The sequence below is a fragment of the Streptomyces bluensis genome (genome assembly GCF_014650715.1).
Taxonomy (GTDB): Bacteria; Actinomycetota; Actinomycetes; order Streptomycetales; family Streptomycetaceae; genus Streptomyces; species Streptomyces bluensis.
Genome location: NZ_BMVM01000016.1, coordinates 1 through 20,021, shown reverse-complemented (window position 1 = coordinate 20,021; position 20,021 = coordinate 1). Strand labels below are relative to the sequence as shown.

Below are 20,021 nucleotides of genomic sequence, written 5' to 3'. Positions count from 1 at the left end.
AAACGAACAGGAGACGTGGCCCCTCCCATGCTCGAACACCCCTTCCCCATGGCCCCCGAGGAAGACCGCGCCCTCAGCCCGCACACCGGATACACCCGCGCCCACTGGGAAGCCACCGCCGACCAGTTGCTGACCGCGGCCCTGCGCTACGCCACTCCCGGCCACGCCCTGATCGACCTGCCCGGACCGCCCTCGAAGTCGGGGGTGCGCTCCGACGGCCTGGAAGGGTTCGCGCGTACGTTCCTGCTCGCCGCGTTCCGCACGGCCGGGGCGTCCGGCAAGGACCCGCGCGGCTTCCTGGAGCGCTACACCGCCGGCCTGGTGCGCGGCACCCGCTCCCCCGGCCGTGACGACGCCGAGTCCTGGCCGGAGATCGGGCACCACGGCGTCCAGGGCCAGCCGATGGTGGAGTCCGCGTCCGTGGCGCTGGCGCTGCGGCTGACCGCGCCCTGGACCTGGGACACCCTGCCCGCCGCCGACCAGGACCGTGTCGAGCGGTGGCTGCGCGGCGCGCTGCGGCACACGCCCGCCCCCAACAACTGGTACCTCTTCCCGCTCACCGTCGCGGGTTTCCTGGAATCCGCCGGGCGCGGCGACGCCGAGACCCGGCACGCGATCGAGCGCGGGCTCACCCTGCTGGACGGCTGGTACCAGGGGCAGGGCTGGTACTCCGACGGCGACGGCCGGTCCTTCGACCACTACAACGGCTGGGCCCTCCACTTCTACCCGCTGCTCCACGCCCACCTCGCGGGGGACCAGGCGCTGCTCGACCGGCTCGGCCCGCGGCTGCGGGAGTTCCTGGACGGCTTCGCGCTGCTCTTCGACACGAACGGCGCCCCCGTCCACCACGGGCGCTCGCTGACGTACCGCTTCGCCGCCGTCACCGCCGTGGCCCTCGGCGCCCTCACCGGCCGGACCCCGCTGGCCCCCGGCGTCACCCGGCGCGTCCTCAGCGGGGCGCTGCGCCACTTCCTCGACCGTGGCGCGCTGACCCCGGACGGCGTGCTCGGCCTCGGCTGGTACGGACCGCACGAGGCAACCCTCCAGCGCTACTCCGGGCCCGGCTCCCCGTACTGGGCCTCCAAGGGTTTCCTCGCGCTGCTCCTCCCGCCCGAGGACCCGGTGTGGACGGCCACCGAGGAGGACGCGCCCGTCGAGGGGCCCGACCGTGCGCTCGCCCTTCCGGCCCCGGGGCTGCTGATCCAGACCACGGGCGCCGACGGCCTGGCCCGCCTGCACAACCACGGCAGCTACAAGCTCGACTCGCGCGAGCCCGAGCGGGCCCCCGGCAACCCGCTCTATGCCCGTCTCGCGTACTCCACGCGCACCGGCCCGACCAGCGCCGCCAACACGCCCGACAACCACATCGCGCTCCAGGCGCGCGGCACCCGTAGTGCCCGCGTGCGCATCACTCCCCTCGCCGCCGGCCCCGACTGGCTCGCCTCATGGCACCGGCCGGTGTTTCCCGAGGGCGGTCCCGTCCTCCCCTCGGCCCGGATCGAAAGCCTCACACTGGCCCGCGGCCGTCTCGAACTGCGCGTGCACCGCACCGTGGGCGTACCGGCCGGAACGCCGATCCACCACAGCGGTTGGGCCGTCGCCCGCGCGCCCGGCGCCGCCGCCGAAACGGAACAGGCCGCGGAGGTACGGCTCGACGGACCGGAGGTGACAAGTCAGTTGCTCGGCCTGTACGGCTGGCAGACGCGGCGCGCGGTGCGCGCACCGCAGGGCACGGCCTACGGCCTCTGGGCCCTGGTTCCCGAACTCACCGGAACCGTGGGGGCGGAACCGGCGGGCACGGTGTTCGCCGCGCTGGCCTCCCTCACGGGCGAACCCGGCGCGTCCCCGCTCACCGGGCAGGCCACCGCCGAGGTGAGCGGCCTCACCGTGGTCGTCCGCTGGGCCGACGGGGCCCGTACGGTCGTCGACTTCGGCACCGGCGTGCCCTCGGTCACCGAGGAGGCGGCATGACCGGGGTGACCGGCGTGATGCCGCGCCTGGGCCTGTGCTCGGTCACGCTCCGCCACCTGGACGTGGCCGGGGTCCTCGCGGCGGCGGTCGAGGCGGGCCTGGAGTGTGTCGAGTGGGGCGCCGACATCCACGTACCGGCGGGGGACGAGGCCGCCGCCGCGCGGGTCCGCGCCGCCACCGAGGAGGCGGGCCTCGCGGTCGCCTCGTACGGTTCGTACTACCGCGCCGGGAGCACGGACCCGGCGGCGTTCGACGGCGTGCTGCGCTCGGCCGTGCTGCTGGGGGCGCCCCGCATCCGGATCTGGGCGGGAGTGACGGGTACCGACGAGACGTCACCCGAGGGGCGGACGGCGGTCGTCGAGGACACTCGTCGTGCGGCGAAGCTCGCGGCCGAGGCCGGCGTGCAACTCGCCTACGAGTTCCACCGCAACACCCTGACCGACGGAGCCGACCGCACCCTCCGGCTGCTCAACGCGGTGGACCACCCCGACGTCCGCACCTACTGGCAGCCACCGCTCGACCTTCCCGACGCGGAGGCCGTCGCCGGTCTCGACACCGTGATCGACCGGGTCGCCGCCGTGCACGCCTTCTCCTGGTGGCCCGGCACCACCCGCCATCCGCTCTCCACCCGCGCCGAACTGTGGCGTACGGTCCTGGCCCGCCTGCGTGCGCGGCGCCGGCCGCTGGACGTCCTTCTGGAGTTCGTCCCCGAGAACGACGAGAAGGTCCTCGCCCGCGAGGCCCGGACCCTGAGATCCCTGGCGGCCGGACCCGGCGGGGGCCCGGGGTGAACGGGGACGGGTGACGGAGGCTTGCCCGCTGCAGCGCCGGTACCGGCTACTCTCCGGTGCGCGGCATGTCCCAGCGGGCGAGGTCTCTCAGCCAGGCCTTCGCCGTACTGTCCGATGGTGCGCGCCAGTCGCCGCGGGGTGAAAGAGAACCTCCGGCGAGGACCTTCGGCCCGTTCGGCATGGCCGAGCGCTTGAACTGGGCGAACGCGAAGAAGCGGCGGCAGAAGTACTCCAGCCAGTGCCAGATCTCCGGCAGGTCGTACGCCACCCGTTCGGCGTCGGGGAACCCGGGCGGCCAGGCACCGGCGTCCCGGTCGTGCCAGGCGTGCCAGGCCAGGAAGGCGATCTTCGACGGCCGCAGTCCGTGGCGCAGTACGTGGAAGAGCGTGAAGTCGTGCAGCGCGTACGGGCCGATCTTGGACTCGGTGGACTGCAGTTCCTCCCCCGGCACGAGCTCCGGGCTGATCTCGGTGTCGAGGATCGCGGCCAGCGTCGCATTGGTCTCCGCGTCGAACTGGCCACTGCTGATGACCCATCGGATCAGGTGCTGGATGAGCGTCTTCGGCACGCCGGAGTTGACGTTGTAGTGGCTCATCTGGTCGCCGACGCCGTAGGTGCTCCAGCCGAGCGCCAGTTCGGACAGGTCACCCGTGCCGAGCACGATGCCTCCGCGCTGGTTGGCCAGCCGGAACAGGTAGTCGGTACGCAGCCCGGCCTGCACGTTCTCGAAGGTGACGTCGTACACCGGCTCACCGGAGGAGAACGGGTGACCGATCTCCTGGAGCATGAGCCGGGCGGTCGGTGTGATGTCCAGTTCGGCCGCGGTGACACCGAGCGCGCGCATCAGCTTGTGGGCGTTGCCCTTGGTGTGCTCGCCGGTGGCGAAACCGGGCAGTGTGAAGGCCAGGATGTCGCTGCGGGGGCGGCCCGCACGGTCCATGGCACGGGCGGCGACGATCAGCGCGTGGGTGGAGTCGAGGCCGCCCGACACTCCGATGACGATCTTCGGGCCGCCGATCGCCGCCAGTCGCTGCTGCAGACCCGCGACCTGGATGTTGTAGGCCTCGTAGCAGTCCTGGGCGAGGCGGGCGGGGTCGGCCGGCACGAACGGGAACCGTTCGATGCGGCGACGCAGTCCGAGGTCGGTCGCGGGCGGGTCGAGCCGGAACGGCACATGCCGGAATCCGCTGGTGCGGGCGGCGTGGGCACGGCGGTTGTCGTCGAAGGTCCCCATGCGCTGGCGGGCCTGGCGCAGCAGGTCGAGGTCGATGTCGGCCACGGCGTACTGGTCGCCCTGCGGGAACCTGTCGGTCTCGGCCAGCAGGACGCCGTTCTCGTAGATCATGGTCTGGCCGTCCCAGGACAGGTCGGTGGTCGACTCGCCCAGACCGGCCGCCGCGTACACGTAGGCGCCGAGGCAGCGTGCGGACGCCGAGCGGCACAGCAGCCGCCGGTCCTCGGCCCGCCCGACCGTGATGGGGCTGCCCGAGAGGTTGACGAGTACGGTCGCTCCGGCGAGCGCCGCCTCCGCGCTCGGGGGCACCGGCACCCACATGTCCTCGCAGATCTCCGCGTGCAGCACCAGGCCGGGGACGTCCTCGGCCGCGAAGAGCAGGTCCGTGCCGAACGGCACGGTCGCGCCGCCGACGCGGATCGTCCCGCCGCGCTCGTCGTCGCCCGCGGCGATCTGCCGCCGCTCGTAGAACTCGCGGTAGTTCGGCAGGTAGGACTTGGGCGCGACGCCGAGGATCCGCCCGCGGTGCACGATCACCGCGCAGTTGTAGATCCGGCCTCGGTGGCGCAGCGGGGCGCCGACGACGAGTACCGGCAGCAGCTCCGCCGATCCGGCCACCACGGTCTGGAGCGCCGCCTCGACCTCGTCGAGCAACGCGTCCTGCAGCAGCAGGTCCTCGATCGAGTAGCCGGACAGGCAGAGTTCGGGGAACACCGCGACGGCGACCCCCTCCTGTGCGCATTGGCGCCCCTGCCGCAGGACCGCCTCCGCGTTGGCGGGCGCGTCGGCGATGGCCGCATGGCCTGTGCACGCGGCGACCCGTGCGAAGCCGTGCTGATAGATCGACCAGAAGTTCACGATGCGAAGTGCCCCTTCCCGGCAGCTCCCTATGGCTGAGCATGTCACCCAGCACTGTCAGTCGGCGCGGACCGGTCTTTCGAAGAAGGTCTCCAGTACGACCGTCGCCTGCGTCCCGCTCACGCCCTCGATCGTGTAGAGCCGCCGCAGGACGTCCTGCAACTGGTCCGTGGTGGCCGTGCGCACCTTCACGAGGACGGAGGCGGTGCCCGCGATGATGTGGGCTTCCTGGATTTCGGGGACGGCGGCGAAGGATTCGGTCGCGTCCCCCATCCAGGCCGACGAGTCGACCATGACGAAGGCGAGTACTCCGCGCCCGAGGGCGGTCGGGTCGACGTCCACGGTCGTGCGGCGGATGACGCCGCGTTCGCGGAGCTTGCGTACGCGGTCATGAGCGGCGCCGGCTGACAGGCCGACCGCCTTTCCGAGCGTCGCGTAGGCCTGTGTGGCGTCACGCTGGAGCTCTGCGATCAGTGCTCTGTCGACGTCGTCCACGATCCCGTTGCCCGTCCCCATGCCTTCACGATATCTGGTTCGGACGCGCTGAGATCACAACGAATGACGTTCAGCCGTTCTGGGAGGGCGGTAGTCCATGTCCGGCGATCCGCTCAAGGATCTGTACGAGGTTCGCCGTCAGTGGGGGATGGAGTCGATCAACTCACGGGCGCCCTGGCGGAGGAGGGTGACGGCGACCGCGGTGCCCAGGGTGGCCGGGTCGAGGCGGCCGGCCCATTCGTGGGCGTTGAGGACGGTCTTGCCGTCGGGGGTGAACACGCAGCCGCGCAGGGACAGTTCACCGTTGCGCCCGACCCTGGCACAGCCGGCGATGGGCGAATTGCAGTGCCCCTGGAGGACGTGCAGGAACATGCGTTCGGCGGTGGCCTCGCGGTGGGTGTCGGGGTGACCGAGGGAGCTGACGGTGTCGATGAGGCCGGTGTCGTCCTCGCGGCACTGGAGGGCGAGGATCCCGGCACCGATCGGGGGCATCATCACGTCGACCGGCAGGACCTCGCTGATGACGTCCGGGCGGTTGATGCGTTCGAGGCCGGAGACGGCCAGCAGGAGGGCGTCGGCGTCACCGGCGGCGAGTTTGTCGAGGCGCCGGTTGGCGTTGCCGCGCATGGGGACGCAGCTCAAGTGGGGGTGGGAAGCGGCCAGCTGGGCGACGCGGCGCACGGAGGAGGTGCCGATGCGCGTGCCGTCCGGCAGCTCGTCGAGGGTGAGGCCGCCGGGGTGGACGAGGGCGTCGCGGATGTCGTCGCGTTTGAGGAAGGCGGCGAAGACGGTTCCGGCGGGGAGCGGGCGGTCGGCGGGGATGTCCTTGACACAGTGCACCGCGAGGTCCGCCTGCCCGGCGAGGAGGGCGGCGTCGACCTCCTTGGTGAACGCCCCCTTGCCCTCGACCTTCGCGAGGTCGCCCATCCACTTGTCGCCGGTCGTCTTCACCGGCACGACCTCGGTGCGGATGTCCGGGTGAAGCGCGGCCAGTTCGGCGCGGACGCGCTCCACCTGGGCGAGTGCCATGGGCGAGTCGCGGGAGACGATGCGGATCAGCTCGGAGGCGGTCATGCCGTCCACGTTAGGCCCTCGGACGTGGGCCCCGTGACCAATCCGGTGGCCCGGCCCGCGCGGGCACTCTTCTACGCCGCACCCTCCGTGTCGGTGGTGGCACGGGCGGCCAGTCGTTCGTACCGCTGCCTTGCGGCTTGCGGCGTACCGAGCCCGAGTCCGAACGCGATCTCCTGCCAGGTCATGCCGCGGCCTCGCGCCATCTGGAGGAGTCCGGCTTCCAGTTCGTCCATCTCTCCACGAACCAGCGGTACGAGACTCAACGCAGCGGTGATGTCGGCCTGATCCACCTCCGGTTCGCCGTCGTCCGGCTGTGCGGCCCCGCTGAGCAGGAACGAGACGAGCCGGACGGCTTCATGCGGTCCGAGGACCGAGGGATGGACCTGGCGACGGCGTTGCTCGTCGGTGACCGCGTGCCGTTCGGCGATACGGAAGAGGGAGGCGTACACGCGTTGCGCGCGCGCCTGCTCCGGCTGCTGGGGCGTGAAGGGGTCGGTGGGCGGTTCAGGAGTGGCGGACATGCCATCAAGGATGCGACACGACACACATCGACGTCAACCAAATGTTGTGAACAATTTGTTCACAAGGAAGTGGATCCACAGGGGTGGGGCCTTGGTCAGGGGCATGCCTCTGACCAAGGCCCCACCTCGGCTAACCGGCCATGGAGGGGCTGTAGGGGGACAGGGCAGGAGCGAGTTGCACTCCCGGGGCCAGTCCGAGGGCGACGAGGGCGTCGGGCAGGCCACGTCCCACGCGGGCCGCCTCCAGGGTTCCCGGGGTGGCCAGCCTGCGGCAGCTGGCGGCGATGAGTTCGAACAGGTGGTTGACCCGGCCGGGTCCACGGGGGAGCAACTGCCCGTGGAGGTCCTCGTGGTGGGCGAGCACGAGGGCAGCGAGACCGGCGACATGGGCCGAGGCCGTGCCGGTGCCGTCGAGGGCCGCGTAGCCGCCCTGCGGGGAACACGACAGGACCGCCACGCCGGGGGCGGCCGCGTCGACTCCGGGGCCGTAACAGCTGAACGGCGCGGCGAACAGTCCCTCCGGCGTCAGCTGGGAGCCCGAATGGGTGGCCTGGGACGTGTCCGGCGGGTAGGAGCCGAAGACTCCGAGCGCGCCCACGGCGAACACGGTGGGCAGCGAGCCGGGGAAGGCGACCGGCCCGCCCGTGTCGCCCGCCGGGGCGACGCAGGCGATACCCGCGGCATTGGCGTCGGCGAGCTTGCGCGAGACCAGGGCCGACGAGTACGAGGTGGCCACCGCGATATGGGCGATGTCGATCTCCCGCTCGATGCAGTGGTCCAGGGCGGCGATCAGATCACTGAAACAGCCGTCCGGCAGCAGCTGGCACACTTCGATCTCGGCGTCGACCGCGATGCCGACGAGACCGGTGGCGGTGTCCGCTCCGGCGATGATGCCCGCCGCGTGCGTACCCGTACCCACCCGGTCGCGGGCCCAGCCCGGCTCCTTGCCCGGACCGAGACCGATCCCGGAGCGCACCCGTTCCTTCAGATCGGGGTGGTCGGCGGCGACACCCGAACCGATGAGCGCGATCTTGACTCCGAAGGCGCGGAAGGTGGGAGGCAGCCGGTCCAGCCGCATGGCCTTCTGGCCCCAGCCGTACTGCTGCCTCTCCTCCAGCCCCGGGGCCACCTTGCCCAGCGGCGTGAGGGTGACCAGGTTCTCCTGGCTCACCGACAGTTCCGGGCGATGGATCCAGCGGTCCAGGTAACCGCCCGTGGGCCGGACGTACAGGGACTGGATGGATTCCGGGGTCTCCGTGGCGAGTGTGACGGTGACCTTCCCGTCGGCGCCGGTGATCCCCTGGCCCGGCCATGTCGCACCGATCAGGAACACTCCTGCTCCGGCAAGCGGTTCGCCCTCCGGTCCGCACACCCGCAGCGAGATCTCCACGGGTTCGTCCATCGGCATGACCAGCCCCGGATCGCGGAGCGGCAGGATGCCCGCGGTCGCCGCGGCCGTGGGTCCGGTCCCGGACAGCGGCAGGTCCGGTTCGATGTGTACGTGCAGCGACCGCATCGCCGGCACCTGGGACTCGGCCGCCTCCACCACCGCGATGTGCGGGCAGGAGGGGTGCAGCCCGGCCGCCCGGAGCTTCTCCGACGGCTGGAGCTTGCGGATCACCTTGACCTCGGGCATCCGGCCCAGCCGGTCACACACCTCGTCCATGCTGAGCTCGGACACTCCTGGCGGGAGCAGGTGCTGGGGCAGCGGTGTCACCATGTACCGCTCCCGGCGCGGTTGCACGGAGACCGGTGACCGCACGCCCTTCTCCCTCGGTTCCGCTTGTCTGCCCTCGGGTTCGCGCCCTCCCCCGACGCCCCCCTCGGACCCGCTTGCACGGCTGTTTCCGGGCCTTTCCTTGACCATCACGTCCACCTTCACCACGCTTACGTCGTACCTGCGGGTAACTGACCTTCTGATGGGGCGACGGGCGGCTCGCGCTCACACGCTGATGCGGTGTGCCCGGTAACCACTCCGGGCACACCGCATCGCGCCGCCCCCAGGTCAGCCGATACCGAACGGCTGGCCCATCTGGCCGATGCCGAAGCCCGGCTGTTGGTACTGCCCGAACGGCTGCTGGTGCTGCTGGTACTGCTGGCCGAACCCACCGCCGAACTGCTGCTGGCCCTGCTGCCCTTGCTGGCTGTGCTGGAGCAACGCCACGATCGCGGTCGGCAGCGCCTGCTGTACGGACTGCTCCACCGCGTGCCGCACACCCGAGGCCAACGAGCGGTGCAGCGCCAGGGCCAGGTACGGGTGCGCCTGCTGGGACATGCCCTGCTGCTGGAGCTGCTGCTGAACCTGCTGGATCTGCTGGAACGTCTGCTGCACCTGCTGCGCCACGTGCTGGGCCGTCTGCTGGCACGCCTGCTGGATGGTCTGCTGGACCAGCTGGGCGATCTGCTGGCCCCCGGCCTGCTGCATGGGCTGGATACCGGTCATCACCGACATGAATGCTCCGTTCAATGCCACCAAGCGGAAAGCCGACATCGGACATATCGGCTTTGTCGTATACGACGACTTTCATGAAGCTAAGTCGGCGTCATCTCCGCCGCAATCCGAGGACTGCGAGGACTGCGTCGGCAGTGTGATCCTCATGGCGCTCCTACGTACGCCCGGCGAACCGCGTGCGCCGTACCCTGGTGGCCGTGCGCGGTGAGAACCCGGGGTCAGTGGCGGAACGGCTCACCGGGCGGCCGGTGAGCGGTGAGCGCCGGCTGTCGGCGACGCTCACCGAGGTCACCCTCGACGGCGGCCAGGTCGTGATGGTCAAGCGCGGGGACCGGCCCGGTGCGGTGCGGGCCGAGGCCGCGGGGTTGCGCTGGCTGGGCGACGCCGGGACGGTCCGTGTCCCGGCTGTGTACGGCGACGACGCCCACTGGCTGGTGACCGAGCGCGTCCCGCACGGCCGGCCCGACCGGCGGACGGCGGTCCGGTTCGGCGCCGGCCTGGCCGCCCTGCACTCCGCCGGCGCCGCGGCGTTCGGTGCCGCGCCGCCGGGCGGCCCCGGCGAGGCGTACATCGGGCTCGCTCCGATGCGGAACACTCCCGGTGACGACTGGCCCCGCTGGTACGCCGAGCAGCGGGTGCTGCCCTACCTGCTGCGCGCGGTCGACGACGGCGTCATGCGTGCCACCGAGGCCGCCGTGGTGGAGCGTGTCTGCGAGCGGCTGCCGGAGTTGGCCGGTCCCGCCGAGCCGCCCGCCCGGCTGCACGGCGACCTGTGGAACGGCAATCTGCTGTGGGGCGCCGACGGACAGGCCTGGCTGATCGACCCGGCTGCCCACGGCGGACACCGTGAGACCGACCTGGCGATGCTCCACCTCTTCGGCTGCCCCCACCTGGACCTGATCCTTGAGGGCTACCAGCACACCGCGCCGCTCGCCGACGGCTGGAGCGACCGCATCCCACTGCACCAGCTGTTCCCCTTGCTGGTCCACACCGTGCTGTTCGGCCGCGGCTACGCCGAGCAGTCCCTGGCGGCGGCCCGGACGACCCTGACCCGCTGACGTCGTCACGGCGGATGACAGACTGCTCGCATGGATCAGCGTGTAATCGGCAGGTTGGGTCAGCGGGTGTCGGTCGTGGGGCTCGGCACCTGGCAGTTGGGGGCCGACTGGGGGGACATCGACGACAAGGACGCCCTGGCGGTACTGGAGGCGGCGGCCGAGGCGGGGGTGACCTTCTTCGACACGGCCGACGTGTACGGGGACGGGCGCAGCGAGCAGACCATCGCCGCGTTCCTGCGCGGCCGGCCCGATCTGCGCGTGCTGGTCGCCACGAAGATGGGCCGTCGCGTGGAGCAGATCCCGCAGAACTACGTCCTGGACAACTTCCGTGCCTGGAACGACCGGTCCCGGCGCAATCTCGGCGTCGACCGCATCGATCTGGTGCAGTTGCACTGCCCTCCGACACCCGTCTACTCGTCGGACGAGGTGTTCGACGCCCTGGACACGCTTGTCGACGAGGGGCGCGTCGCCGCGTACGGCGTCAGCGTGGAGACCACCGCCGAGGCGCTCACGGCGATCGCGCGACCGAACGTGGCGAGCGTGCAGATCATCCTCAACCCGTTCCGTATGAAGCCGCTGCGGGAGGTTCTCCCGGCGGCCGAGAAGGCGGGGGTGGGCATCATCGCCCGGGTGCCGCTCGCCTCCGGCCTGCTGTCGGGCACGTACACGAAGGACACGGTCTTCGCCGCCAACGACCACCGGACGTTCAACCGGCACGGGGAGTCCTTCGACCAGGGCGAGACCTTCTCCGGCGTCGACTTCGAGACGGGCGTCGAGGCGGCGGCCGAGTTCTCCGCTCTCGCGCCGGAGGGGTACACCCCGGCCCAGTTGGCGCTGCGCTGGATCATCCAGCAGCCGGGCGTCAGCACCGTCATACCCGGGGCCCGTTCGCCCGAGCAGGTCCGGGCCAACGCGGCCGCCGCCGAGCCGGCGCCGCTCTCCGACGCGACACTCACCGCGATCCAGGACCTGTACGACCGCAGGATCAAGGATCAGGTGGAAGGCCGCTGGTAGACCGCGAGGGCGGTCTCCGTCCGCCCGTGGGAACGGCTTCGTCGGCCACTTCCGCGGGCGGACGGCGCGTCTTCCGGGTTTCCCCCGCGGCAACACCGCCGCCACAGCGACGGGATGACGTCTCGTCCTCTACTCCGAGGCCAGTACGCGCGGTTACTCCCGCCGTCGGACGTCCTCGGCGCTCCCGCCCGGCACCGTGAGCCGGGTGAAACTGAACCGACCCGCACGCCGGGCTCTCCTCGTTGTCCATGTGGCCGCCTCCGCGGGCTGGCTCGGGCTCACGCTCGGGCTGCTCGCGCTCGGAGTCGCCGCGGCCACCACCGGGTCCGCGGTGACCGTGGAGGCCTCCGTCCGGGCCATGAAGCTCTTCGCCGACTGGCTCCTGCTCCCCATCGCGTTCCTGACCCTCCTCAGCGGTCTGGTGCTGTCCCTGGGCACCGCGTGGGGGCTGCTCAGGTACCGGTGGGTCTGCACGAAGTTCTGGCTGACCCTGGCCACGACCACCGCAACGGCCTTCGCGCCGCGCCCCGGGGTGAACGCCGCGGTCGCCGCGGTCGCCACGGGCGGACCGCTGCCCGACGCCGGCGACGTCCTGTTCGGGCCGATCGTGTCTCTGTCCGCGTACGTCTTCATGACGGTGATCTCGGTCCTCAAGCCCTGGGGGCTGACGCGGCGGGGCCGCAGGCTGCGTGCGTCCGCCCGCGGACAGAAGAACGTAACAGCACTTATATAAGCACTGTTACGCTCTCTCCATGACCGAACCCCAGGCACCCGACCCCACCCAGCAGAGCCTCTGGCGGCCGCTGTTCCGCCTCCAGGCGTCGATGGACGCGGACATCGCCCGGATCTACTCCGAAGCGCGGATCGAAGGGCTCAAGCCGAGCTTCGTGATGGAGCTGCTCCGGCTCCACGCCCGCGGGCCGATGTCCATCAGGGAACTGGCCGAGTCGGTCGGCCGGACGCACTCGGCGCTCAGCCAGAAGGTGGCCGCCATGCGGGCGGCCGGCTGGGTTCAGACCGTCGCCGGTGACGACGCGCGCAGCAAGAAGGTGACACTCACGGACAAGGCCCGCGGGGTCATCGACCGCCTGGCGGCGGAGTGGCAGGCCACCGAGGCCGCCCTCGCCGAGATCGAGGCGGAGATCCCTTATCCGCTCAGCCGGGTGGTCACCGACATCGAGCAGGCCCTGGAGCGCAAGAGCTTTCAGGACCGGATCGCCGAGAAGCTGGCCCAGGACCCCTCGTGGCGCTGAGGCACATATGGCTCGATGTGACCCCGCTGCGGTCGTCGCAACCGTTCCGGCGGCTGTGGATCGGTCAGACCCTCTCCGGGCTGGGCAGCCAGATGACGGCCGTCGCCGTGATGTTCCAGATCTGGCAGACGACGGGGAGCACCGCGTGGACCGGCGCGGTGGGCCTGGCACAGGCCATCCCGCTCGTCACGCTCGGCCTCTTCGCCGGATCGGCCGTCGACCGGGTCGACCGGCGGAGGTTCTACCTGTTCACGACCAGTGGACAAGCCGTGTGCTCGCTTCTGCTCGCGCTTCAGGGCTTCCTGGGAAACGTGCCCGTCGGCGGAGTGCTGTTGCTGGTAGCTGCCCAGTCCTGCTTCACCGCGGGTGGCGGCCCGGCATCCCGTACCTTCATCCCGCACCTGCTGCCCGAGCACCAGCTGGCTGCCGGACTGGCCCTGCGGCGGATCGCCTTCCAGGGGGCCATGCTGACGGGGCCCGCCCTGGGCGGGCTGATCACGGGCGGGCTGGGAGTCGGTACCTGTTATGTGATCGACGCGGTCACGTTCGCCGCAGCGCTCTACGGTGCGTTCGGTCTGCCGCGGATGAAGCCGGGAGGCGAGCCCGCCCGGCCGGGCCTCCGCGGAGTCCTGGACGGCCTGGCCTTCCTGACCAGGACTCCCGTCATCCGCGGAGCCCTGGTCACCGACCTGGCCACCACCGTGCTGTCCATGCCGATCAGCCTGTTCCCCCTGGTCAACTCCGAACGGTTCGGCGGCGATCCGCGGACTCTCGGGCTCTACCTCACAGCCATTGCCGTCGGCGGCACCGCGGCTTCCCTCCTCTCCGGGAGCTTCACCCGGCTCCCCCGCCCCGGCCTGGTCATGCTCGGCGGCTCGGCCGCGTGGGGCGCGGCGCTCACGTTGTTCGGCATGTCGCCGGATCCATGGACCGGGTTGGCCTTCCTCGTCCTGGCGGGCGCCGCCGACACCGTGTCCGTGGTGTCTCGCAGCACGATCGTCCAGCTGCACACGCCGAACGAACTGCTCGGGCGTGTCAGCGCCGCTGAGCAGGTCGTCGGGCAGGCCGGCCCCGACATCGGCAACCTGCGCGGCGGCCTCGTCGCGGACGCCACGACGGGAACAACAGCCCTCATCAGCGGCGGCCTGCTCTGCCTCGGCGCTGTCGCCCTCGTGGGAGCCACCACCCCGGGGCTGCGCCGGACGTCCGCGACGTCAGCGGCCCGGTGATCCTCCGCCGGGCGTCCGACACGCCGTCTTGGGCAACGGTCACCGGTCCGGGACTATCCTGAGGCATCCTCCGGTTGGCACGACTGGATCAGTCGGATGAGCTGGATCAGTTGGATCAGTTGGATCAGTTGGTACGACGCTACGACGCAGTATCGAGCGCGGAGGGATCGGAATCGATGTCGGAATCGATCGGGAACGTCACCGCTGGGCATCACGGCAGCGCGGCGAAGGAGGCCGTCGGGCGGTACGGCATCTGGAGCATGGGACTGCGGGCGGAGGACCCGGCACGGCGTGGTGAACTCACGGAGGCGGTGGCCGAGATCGAGGAGCTCGGCTTCGGGGCCGTGTGGCTGGGCGGCAGCCCCGGGGTGCGGCACGCCGTGCCGCTCGTCGAGGCGACCGAGCGGGTGACCGTCGCCACCGGCATCCAGAGCATCTGGCAGTACGAGGCGGCCGACTCCGCCCGGCAGTTCGCCGACCTGGAGGCCGCCCACCCCGGCCGTTTCCTGCTCGGCCTCGGGGTGAGTCACGCCAAGCTGACCGACCAGTACCGTCGCCCGTACTCCGCCATGGTCGGTTATCTGGACGCGCTGGACGCCGCGGGGGTGCCGGCCGGGCGGCGGGTGCTGGCGGCGCTCGGGCCGAAGATGCTGGAGCTGTCGCGCGACCGGGCCGCCGGTTCGCACCCGTACCTGGTCACGGCCGAGCACACCGCGCAGGCCCGCGAGACCCTGGGGGACGGCCCGCTGCTGGCGCCGGAACTGAAGGTGGTCCTGGAGACCGACCCGGGCCGCGCCCGCGCCATCGCCCGCGACTACCTCGCCCTCTACCTGGAACTGCCGAACTACACCAACAGCTTCCTGCGGCTCGGATTCACCGAGGACGACTTCACGGGCGGCGGCAGCGACCGGCTTATCGACGCCGTGTACGCCTGGGGCGACGAGGAGCGTGTGAAGGCGACCATCGACGCCTTCCACGCGGCGGGAGCCGACCACGTGGCCCTCCAGGTCGTCGACGACCAGCCACGCGACGCCCTCCCGCGCACCGCGTGGCGGCGCCTGGCGGATCTCCTGCTCTAGGTCCATACATCCAGGGCCTGTGTCCACCACGGAAGAGACCACCGATTCGGCGACCGCGGACGAAGCAGCCGGGGCATGGACGTGACGCTCGCGCTCCGGGTCGCCGGTCACCCGTTCGGAGGCCCGCACCGGCTGCCTGTCACCCGTACGGCCAGAGGTCACCCGGATGAGCGAACGGTCCGGACCGGTTGACGCCGGGCCCGCTCCGGCGTCCGTTTCGTTGGCATTCCCGGGGTACTCGGCAGGCGCCGGTACCCAGTCAGACCGGACACTGGTGTCCTGCCGGTGTAGGCCGGTCCACGAGACCAGGACGCTACTGCCATGAATCACGACACGACATGTACCAGCGGGGCGACGGACGTCGTCTCTTCCCATTCCGTGTTCGGAGCCCCGTGCTGGGTGAGCCTGACCAGCCGGGACATGCGGGCCACGGAGGACTTCTACCACGCCGTACTGGGCTGGGAGTGGCGGACGGCGAAGCTGGGCGACCGGTTCCGCATCGCGCTGCAGGACGGGGCGCCGGTCGCGGGGATCGCCGGGGTGGCGACGATGTGGCAGGTGGCTGTCGCCTGGACGCCGTACTTCGCGGTGCCCAGTGCGGACGAGGCCGTGTCCCGGGCGCGGGAGCGCGGGGGCACCGTGGCGGTCGGGCCGCTCTCCTTCCCGCCGGGCCGGGCGGCTCTGCTGGCCGATCGCCACGGGGCCACCTTCGGGATCTGGGAGGGCGACCTCTTCACCGACTGGGACGCCTGGCGCCGGGTCGCTCCCGCCTTCATCAAGCTCCACACCCGGGACGCCTTCGACGCCGCGATCTTCTACGGCGAGGTGCTGGGCTGGGCCACGGAACGGCCGGGCTGCTGCGAGGTCCACTACGAGGGCAACGAGGTCGTGCTGCGCAGCTGGGGCACGGTCGTGGCCCGGATCAGCTCCGGGGCGCTGGAGGCGGCGCCCGACCCCACGATCCGGCCCCACTGGCAGATCCACTTCGCGGTCTCCGACGTGGCGGCCTGCGCGAAGGCGGTGGAGAACAACGGCGGCACCGTGCTCCGGCAGAGCGAGCACGAGGCCGTCCTGCGTGACCCGGACGGCGCCCAGTTCACGGTGACGGGGCAGCCGGATCAGGACGACTGACGCCCGTGTCCGGTCCTGGACGGCCGGGACAGCAGGACCAGGCCGCGGGCCTCGACGAGGATCTCCGTGTCCGCCTTGCGTTCCGTCTCGTCCGGGGTGCCCCGCGGGGCGGCGGTGTCGATCCGGGTCGTCCAGCGTTCGCCGTACGTGACGTCCGGCAGGCGGAAGGTCATGGGCTCCCAGTAGGCGTTCAGCAGGAGCAGGAAGGAGTCGTCCACCACACGCCTGCCGTACGGGTCGCGTTCCGCGATGGCGTCGCCGTTGAGGAAGACGGCGACGGAGTGGGCGTCGGAGCGCTGCCAGTCGGCGTCCGTCATCTCGCGGGAGTCCGGCAGCAGCCACACCATGTCGGGCAGCGGCTGGCCGACGTGCGTGGCGGTGTCGCCGCGGAAGAAGCGGCGGCGGCGCAGGACGGGGTGGGCGGCGCGCAGGGCGATGAGTCCGCGGGTGAAGTCGACCAGCTCGCGCTGCTCGCCGGTCAGCCGCCAGTCGATCCAGGAGACCTCGTTGTCCTGGCAGTAGGCGTTGTTGTTGCCGCGCTGGGTGCGGCCCAGTTCGTCGCCGTGGGAGAGCATCGGGATGCCCTGGGACAGGAACAGGGTGGCGAGGAAGTTGCGTTGCTGACGGGCGCGCAGAGTGAGGACACGGGGGTTGTTCGTGGGGCCTTCGGCTCCGCAGTTCCAGGAGCGGTTGGTGCTCTCGCCGTCCCGGTTGTTCTCGCCGTTGGCCTCGTTGTGCTTGTCGTTGTACGAGACGAGGTCGCACAGGGTGAACCCGTCGTGCGCCGTCACGAAGTTGACGCTGGCGCGCGGGCAGCGCCGGCTGGGCTCGTACAGGTCCGCGGAGCCGGTCAGACGGGAGGCGAACTCACCGAGCGTGTGCTCCTCGCCGCGCCAGAAGTCCCGTACGGCGTCACGGTACTTGCCGTTCCACTCCGACCACAGGGGCGGGAAGTTCCCCACCTGATAGCCGCCCTCGCCGACGTCCCAGGGCTCGGCGATGAGCTTGACCCTGCTGATCACCGGGTCCTGCTGGATCAGGTCGAAGAACGCCGACAGCCGGTCCACCTCGTGGAACTGACGGGCCAGGGTCGCCGCCAGGTCGAAGCGGAAGCCGTCGACGTGCATCTCGGTGACCCAGTACCGCAGCGAGTCCATGATCAGCTGGAGGACGTACGGATGGCGCATGAGCAGGCTGTTGCCGGTGCCGGTGGTGTCGTAGTAGTGGGCCCAGTCGCCGTCCACCAGGCGGTAGTACGAGGCGTTGTCGATGCCGCGGAAGGAGAGGGTGGGGCCTCTCTCGTTGCCCTCGGCGGTGTGGTTGTAGACCACGTCGAGGATCACTTCGAGGCCGGCCGCGTGCAGGGCCCTGATCATGGACTTGAACTCGGTGACCTGTTCACCGCGGGTGCCGTGGGCCGCGTAGGCGTTGTGCGGGGCGAAGAAGCCGATCGTGTTGTAACCCCAGTAGTTCGACAGGCCGCGGCCCTGCAGGACACCGTCCTGGACGTACTGGTGCACCGGCATCAGCTCGATCGCGGTGACGCCCAGTGAGGTCAGGTGGTCGAGGATCGCGGGGTGCGCGAGGCCCGCGTAGGTCCCGCGGAGTTCGGCGGGGACCTCCGGATGGGTGCGGGTGAGGCCCCGGACGTGGGCCTCGTAGATCACCGTTTCGGCGTAACTGCGGCAGGGAGGCCGGTCGGCGCCCCAGTCGAAGGCCGGGTCGGTCACCACACCCAGCATGGTGTGCCCGGCGCTGTCGCCGGGGGCGGGTCCGGCGGGGGCGCGCTCATAGAGCGAGGGGTGGTTGTCGACCTCCCCGTCCACCGCCGTGGCGTACGGGTCGAGGAGCAGTTTCGCCGGATTGCAGCGGTGGCCCGCGGACGGGTGCCAGGGTCCGTGCACCCGGTAGCCGTAACGCTGCCCCGGTCCGACACCGGGCAGGTAACAGTGCCACACGAAGCCGTCGACCTCGGTGACCGGGACCGAACGGGAGGTGCCGTCGTCGCCGACGAGGACGAGATCGACCCCTTCGGCGACCTCACTGAACAGGGCGAAGTTGGTGCCCGCACCATCGAAGACGGCGCCCAGCGGGTAGGGGTGCCCGCTCCAGACGGGCACCCCTTTCCGACCTGGTCGCGCGGTCACCGCGCCTCTTCCCGCTCGTCGGGCACGGCGCCCACGTGGCCGGTCAGGGCCGCAACCGGCATGTCGCGGGGCACCCGCAGGGCCTCCCGCTCCGTCGGGGCGGGTGCCGTCGGGACCAGCGGCGCGCGTTCACCCGCACGGGCCCGCTGCGAGAACCAGATGACCTTGCTGCCGCCGGCTGTGGCACAGCAGCCCCAGCCGTCGCTCAGCGCGGCGATGCCCACCAGGCACGCACGCAGGTCCTGGTCGGGCCACGGATCCCGGCCGTTCTGGCCGAAGGCGGTGATGACGTACTGATGGTTCCACCACATCTCGATCGACGTGCTCTTGTCCGTGGCGTGCTCGTCGATGGCGCGCAGCAGCAGCTCCGCGCCTTGGCAGACGGGCTCGACGAGGGTTTCCAGATCCCAGTGCCGGAGGTGGGCGGCCAGAATGCGCCTCACCTGTCCGACCCGTTCCGGGCTCACTTCCACGTCGAGGTGGTAATAGCAGGGCACTGCGGCCTTCATCGTCGTTGGCTCCTCACCTGCGCAGCTCCCGCCCGTCCTCGTCCCTGCGGACCGAGCCTCGATACGGTGCGTGAGCGCTGATCGCTTCTGAGTCACTCCAGAGTGAGAGTGCTACGCCATTCGTGCAACACGAGCGACCGGCGAGGTAGTTGAAGCTCCAACAAGACGCTGAGTCGTCAACCATGCACCATGAGTGAAGGTTTCGGCCCCTGTGACAGGCCGGCACCCCTCCCTGCACGGCCTCGGCCCGGTCATCCGGGAGACCGTGCCCCGTCGAGAGCGTGGAAAGGTGACCAGCGCCATGCTGCTGCCCGCCAAAGCCGAGGTCGCCCGGCATCTGGAGCGGTACCGGGCGTGGGAACGCGTGATGCTCGCGGCTCCGGCCGACCGGACGGCGCGGGGGAATTTCGAGGACGCGGGCTACACCTTGTGCGTTCTGATGGGCAAGCGCTGCGCCCGGGAGGCCGTTGATGCCGCCGAGCTGTATCTGCGGTCCAACCTGGTCGCGTATCTGCGCGAGGACGGCCGGTCGCAGCAGCGGCACGTGGGCAGACGCGGCCCTCCGCCCGGCCGCGGTTCCCGGCCAGGAGGCAGCACGTCAGGGAGGTAGGAACCGTCGGGCACAGCGTTCGGATCAGAGCCCGGCTCGAACACGGCGGAGGTGAAACGCATGAGGTCGACTCCGGCCATCGGCCGTATCCCGGTACGGGAGGTCCGGCCGGCCGTCGAATGCGGCAGACGCCCGGCGAAGGCCGTCGTGGGCGAGACCTTCCAGGTCTCGGCGACGGTGTTCCGCGAGGGCCATGACGCCGTCGCCGCCAACGTCGTCCTGAAGGACCCGAACGGCCGTACGGGCCCGTGGACGCCGATGCGTGAGCTGGCGCCCGGCACCGACCGCTGGGGCGCCGATGTCACACCGGGCGAGGCGGGTCTGTGGACGTACCGGGTGGAGGCTTGGAGCGACCCGGTGACCACCTGGCGCCGAACCGCGGAGATCAAGATTCCGGCCGGCGTCGACACCGGCCTGGTGCTCGAAGAAGGGGCCGAGCTGTACGAGCGGGCCGCCGCCCGCGTACCGAAGGGCGCGGCGCGTGACACGGTCCTGACCGCCGTGGACGTCTTGCGGGACGAGTCGCGTCAGGCGGCTGTGCGTCTCGCGGGCGCGCTGACGCCCGAGGTCGACGAGGTTCTCGCGCGTCATCCGC

The 20,021-nt window shown here is 71.1% G+C and carries 19 protein-coding genes; 11 read left to right on the top strand and 8 right to left on the bottom strand.

The window, feature by feature from the left end; genetic code table 11:
• The first annotated feature begins 27 nt into the window (after positions 1-27).
• Complete coding sequence (locus IE262_RS30430) at positions 28-1,971, top strand: DUF2264 domain-containing protein (protein ID WP_189878378.1); 1,944 nt, start codon at positions 28-30, stop codon at positions 1,969-1,971.
• Positions 1,968-2,762 (top strand): sugar phosphate isomerase/epimerase family protein, encoded by a 795-nt coding sequence (locus IE262_RS30425; protein WP_229877590.1) that lies wholly within the window; start codon positions 1,968-1,970, stop codon positions 2,760-2,762. Before IE262_RS30430 ends, IE262_RS30425 begins: the two co-directional genes overlap by 4 nt.
• A gap of 46 nt (positions 2,763-2,808) precedes the next feature.
• On the opposite strand, the gene IE262_RS30420 is transcribed toward IE262_RS30425, so the two are convergent.
• The 6 genes from IE262_RS30420 to IE262_RS30395 all read right to left on the bottom strand — a co-directional run bounded on the left by IE262_RS30420 (position 2,809) and on the right by IE262_RS30395 (position 9,396).
• Complete coding sequence (locus IE262_RS30420) at positions 2,809-4,854, bottom strand: NAD(+) synthase (RefSeq protein ID WP_134041639.1); 2,046 nt, start codon at positions 4,852-4,854, stop codon at positions 2,809-2,811.
• 57 nt (positions 4,855-4,911) lie between these two features.
• A complete protein-coding gene (locus IE262_RS30415; protein ID WP_134041690.1) occupies positions 4,912-5,349 on the bottom strand; it encodes an Lrp/AsnC family transcriptional regulator in 438 nt (145 codons plus the stop codon).
• A 138-nt stretch (positions 5,350-5,487) separates the two neighbouring features.
• Entirely contained in the window at positions 5,488-6,423 is a 936-nt protein-coding gene (hemC, locus tag IE262_RS30410; RefSeq protein ID WP_189878194.1) for a hydroxymethylbilane synthase, read from the bottom strand.
• Between the two features lie 71 nt (positions 6,424-6,494).
• Positions 6,495-6,944 (bottom strand): DNA-binding protein, encoded by a 450-nt coding sequence (locus tag IE262_RS30405; RefSeq protein ID WP_189878192.1) that lies wholly within the window; start codon positions 6,942-6,944, stop codon positions 6,495-6,497.
• A 130-nt stretch (positions 6,945-7,074) separates the two neighbouring features.
• Positions 7,075-8,706 carry a S8 family serine peptidase gene (locus IE262_RS30400; protein WP_229877589.1) on the bottom strand — a complete coding sequence of 544 codons (1,632 nt, stop codon included), beginning with the start codon at positions 8,704-8,706 and terminating at the stop codon, positions 7,075-7,077.
• Between the two features lie 243 nt (positions 8,707-8,949).
• Positions 8,950-9,396, bottom strand: a complete 447-nt coding sequence (locus IE262_RS30395) for a hypothetical protein (RefSeq protein ID WP_134041647.1) — start codon at positions 9,394-9,396, stop codon at positions 8,950-8,952.
• A gap of 197 nt (positions 9,397-9,593) precedes the next feature.
• Here IE262_RS30395 and IE262_RS30390 point away from each other — a divergent pair, with 197 nt between their 5' ends.
• The 7 genes from IE262_RS30390 (at position 9,594) to IE262_RS30360 (ending at position 16,160) form a co-directional block, all read left to right on the top strand.
• Positions 9,594-10,454, top strand: coding sequence for a fructosamine kinase family protein (locus IE262_RS30390; protein WP_373305181.1), 861 nt, complete (start codon positions 9,594-9,596; stop codon positions 10,452-10,454).
• A 30-nt stretch (positions 10,455-10,484) separates the two neighbouring features.
• Positions 10,485-11,468 (top strand): aldo/keto reductase, encoded by a 984-nt coding sequence (locus tag IE262_RS30385; protein WP_134041649.1) that lies wholly within the window; start codon positions 10,485-10,487, stop codon positions 11,466-11,468.
• A gap of 205 nt (positions 11,469-11,673) precedes the next feature.
• Complete coding sequence (locus tag IE262_RS30380; protein ID WP_189878188.1) at positions 11,674-12,201, top strand: DUF2269 domain-containing protein; 528 nt, start codon at positions 11,674-11,676, stop codon at positions 12,199-12,201.
• A 19-nt stretch (positions 12,202-12,220) separates the two neighbouring features.
• The gene (locus IE262_RS30375; protein WP_189878187.1) at positions 12,221-12,721 is read left to right on the top strand and encodes a MarR family winged helix-turn-helix transcriptional regulator; all 501 of its coding nucleotides are present in this window, start codon (positions 12,221-12,223) and stop codon (positions 12,719-12,721) included.
• A complete protein-coding gene (locus IE262_RS30370) occupies positions 12,712-13,950 on the top strand; it encodes an MFS transporter (RefSeq protein ID WP_189878185.1) in 1,239 nt (412 codons plus the stop codon). The genes IE262_RS30375 and IE262_RS30370 overlap by 10 nt, the downstream gene beginning before the upstream one ends.
• A gap of 176 nt (positions 13,951-14,126) precedes the next feature.
• Positions 14,127-15,029, top strand: a complete 903-nt coding sequence (locus tag IE262_RS30365; RefSeq protein ID WP_134041657.1) for an LLM class F420-dependent oxidoreductase — start codon at positions 14,127-14,129, stop codon at positions 15,027-15,029.
• Between the two features lie 321 nt (positions 15,030-15,350).
• A complete protein-coding gene (locus IE262_RS30360; RefSeq protein ID WP_134041659.1) occupies positions 15,351-16,160 on the top strand; it encodes a VOC family protein in 810 nt (269 codons plus the stop codon).
• On the opposite strand, the gene glgX is transcribed toward IE262_RS30360, so the two are convergent.
• Both glgX and IE262_RS30350 read right to left on the bottom strand, forming a co-directional pair.
• Complete coding sequence (glgX, locus tag IE262_RS30355) at positions 16,148-18,307, bottom strand: glycogen debranching protein GlgX (RefSeq protein WP_189878183.1); 2,160 nt, start codon at positions 18,305-18,307, stop codon at positions 16,148-16,150. The two genes, IE262_RS30360 and glgX, sit on opposite strands and share 13 nt — an antisense overlap.
• Entirely contained in the window at positions 18,304-18,816 is a 513-nt protein-coding gene (locus IE262_RS30350) for a pep a2 (protein WP_189878181.1), read from the bottom strand. Before IE262_RS30350 ends, glgX begins: the two co-directional genes overlap by 4 nt.
• Positions 18,817-19,117: 301 nt before the next feature.
• On the opposite strand from IE262_RS30350, the gene IE262_RS30345 reads away from it, so the two are divergent.
• Positions 19,118-19,426, top strand: coding sequence for a DUF5133 domain-containing protein (locus IE262_RS30345; RefSeq protein ID WP_134041694.1), 309 nt, complete (start codon positions 19,118-19,120; stop codon positions 19,424-19,426).
• Between the two features lie 60 nt (positions 19,427-19,486).
• A partial coding sequence (locus IE262_RS30340) for a maltotransferase domain-containing protein (RefSeq protein ID WP_189878179.1) occupies positions 19,487-20,021 on the top strand: 535 nt, incomplete at its 3' end.

Excerpts from the sequence above, each read along its gene's own strand:
- IE262_RS30430 (WP_189878378.1), top strand. The coding sequence starts at position 28 with ATGCTCGAACACCCCTTCCCCATGGCCCCCGAGGAAGACCGCGCCCTC.
- IE262_RS30425 (WP_229877590.1), top strand. The coding sequence starts at position 1,968 with ATGACCGGGGTGACCGGCGTGATGCCGCGCCTGGGCCTGTGCTCGGTC.
- hemC (WP_189878194.1), bottom strand. The coding sequence starts at position 6,423 with ATGACCGCCTCCGAGCTGATCCGCATCGTCTCCCGCGACTCGCCCATG.
- IE262_RS30405 (WP_189878192.1), bottom strand. The coding sequence starts at position 6,944 with ATGTCCGCCACTCCTGAACCGCCCACCGACCCCTTCACGCCCCAGCAG.
- IE262_RS30395 (WP_134041647.1), bottom strand. The coding sequence starts at position 9,396 with ATGTCGGTGATGACCGGTATCCAGCCCATGCAGCAGGCCGGGGGCCAG.
- IE262_RS30385 (WP_134041649.1), top strand. The coding sequence starts at position 10,485 with ATGGATCAGCGTGTAATCGGCAGGTTGGGTCAGCGGGTGTCGGTCGTG.
- IE262_RS30375 (WP_189878187.1), top strand. The coding sequence starts at position 12,221 with ATGACCGAACCCCAGGCACCCGACCCCACCCAGCAGAGCCTCTGGCGG.
- IE262_RS30365 (WP_134041657.1), top strand. The coding sequence starts at position 14,127 with ATGTCGGAATCGATCGGGAACGTCACCGCTGGGCATCACGGCAGCGCG.
- IE262_RS30360 (WP_134041659.1), top strand. The coding sequence starts at position 15,351 with ATGAATCACGACACGACATGTACCAGCGGGGCGACGGACGTCGTCTCT.
- IE262_RS30350 (WP_189878181.1), bottom strand. The coding sequence starts at position 18,816 with ATGAAGGCCGCAGTGCCCTGCTATTACCACCTCGACGTGGAAGTGAGC.
- IE262_RS30345 (WP_134041694.1), top strand. The coding sequence starts at position 19,118 with ATGCTGCTGCCCGCCAAAGCCGAGGTCGCCCGGCATCTGGAGCGGTAC.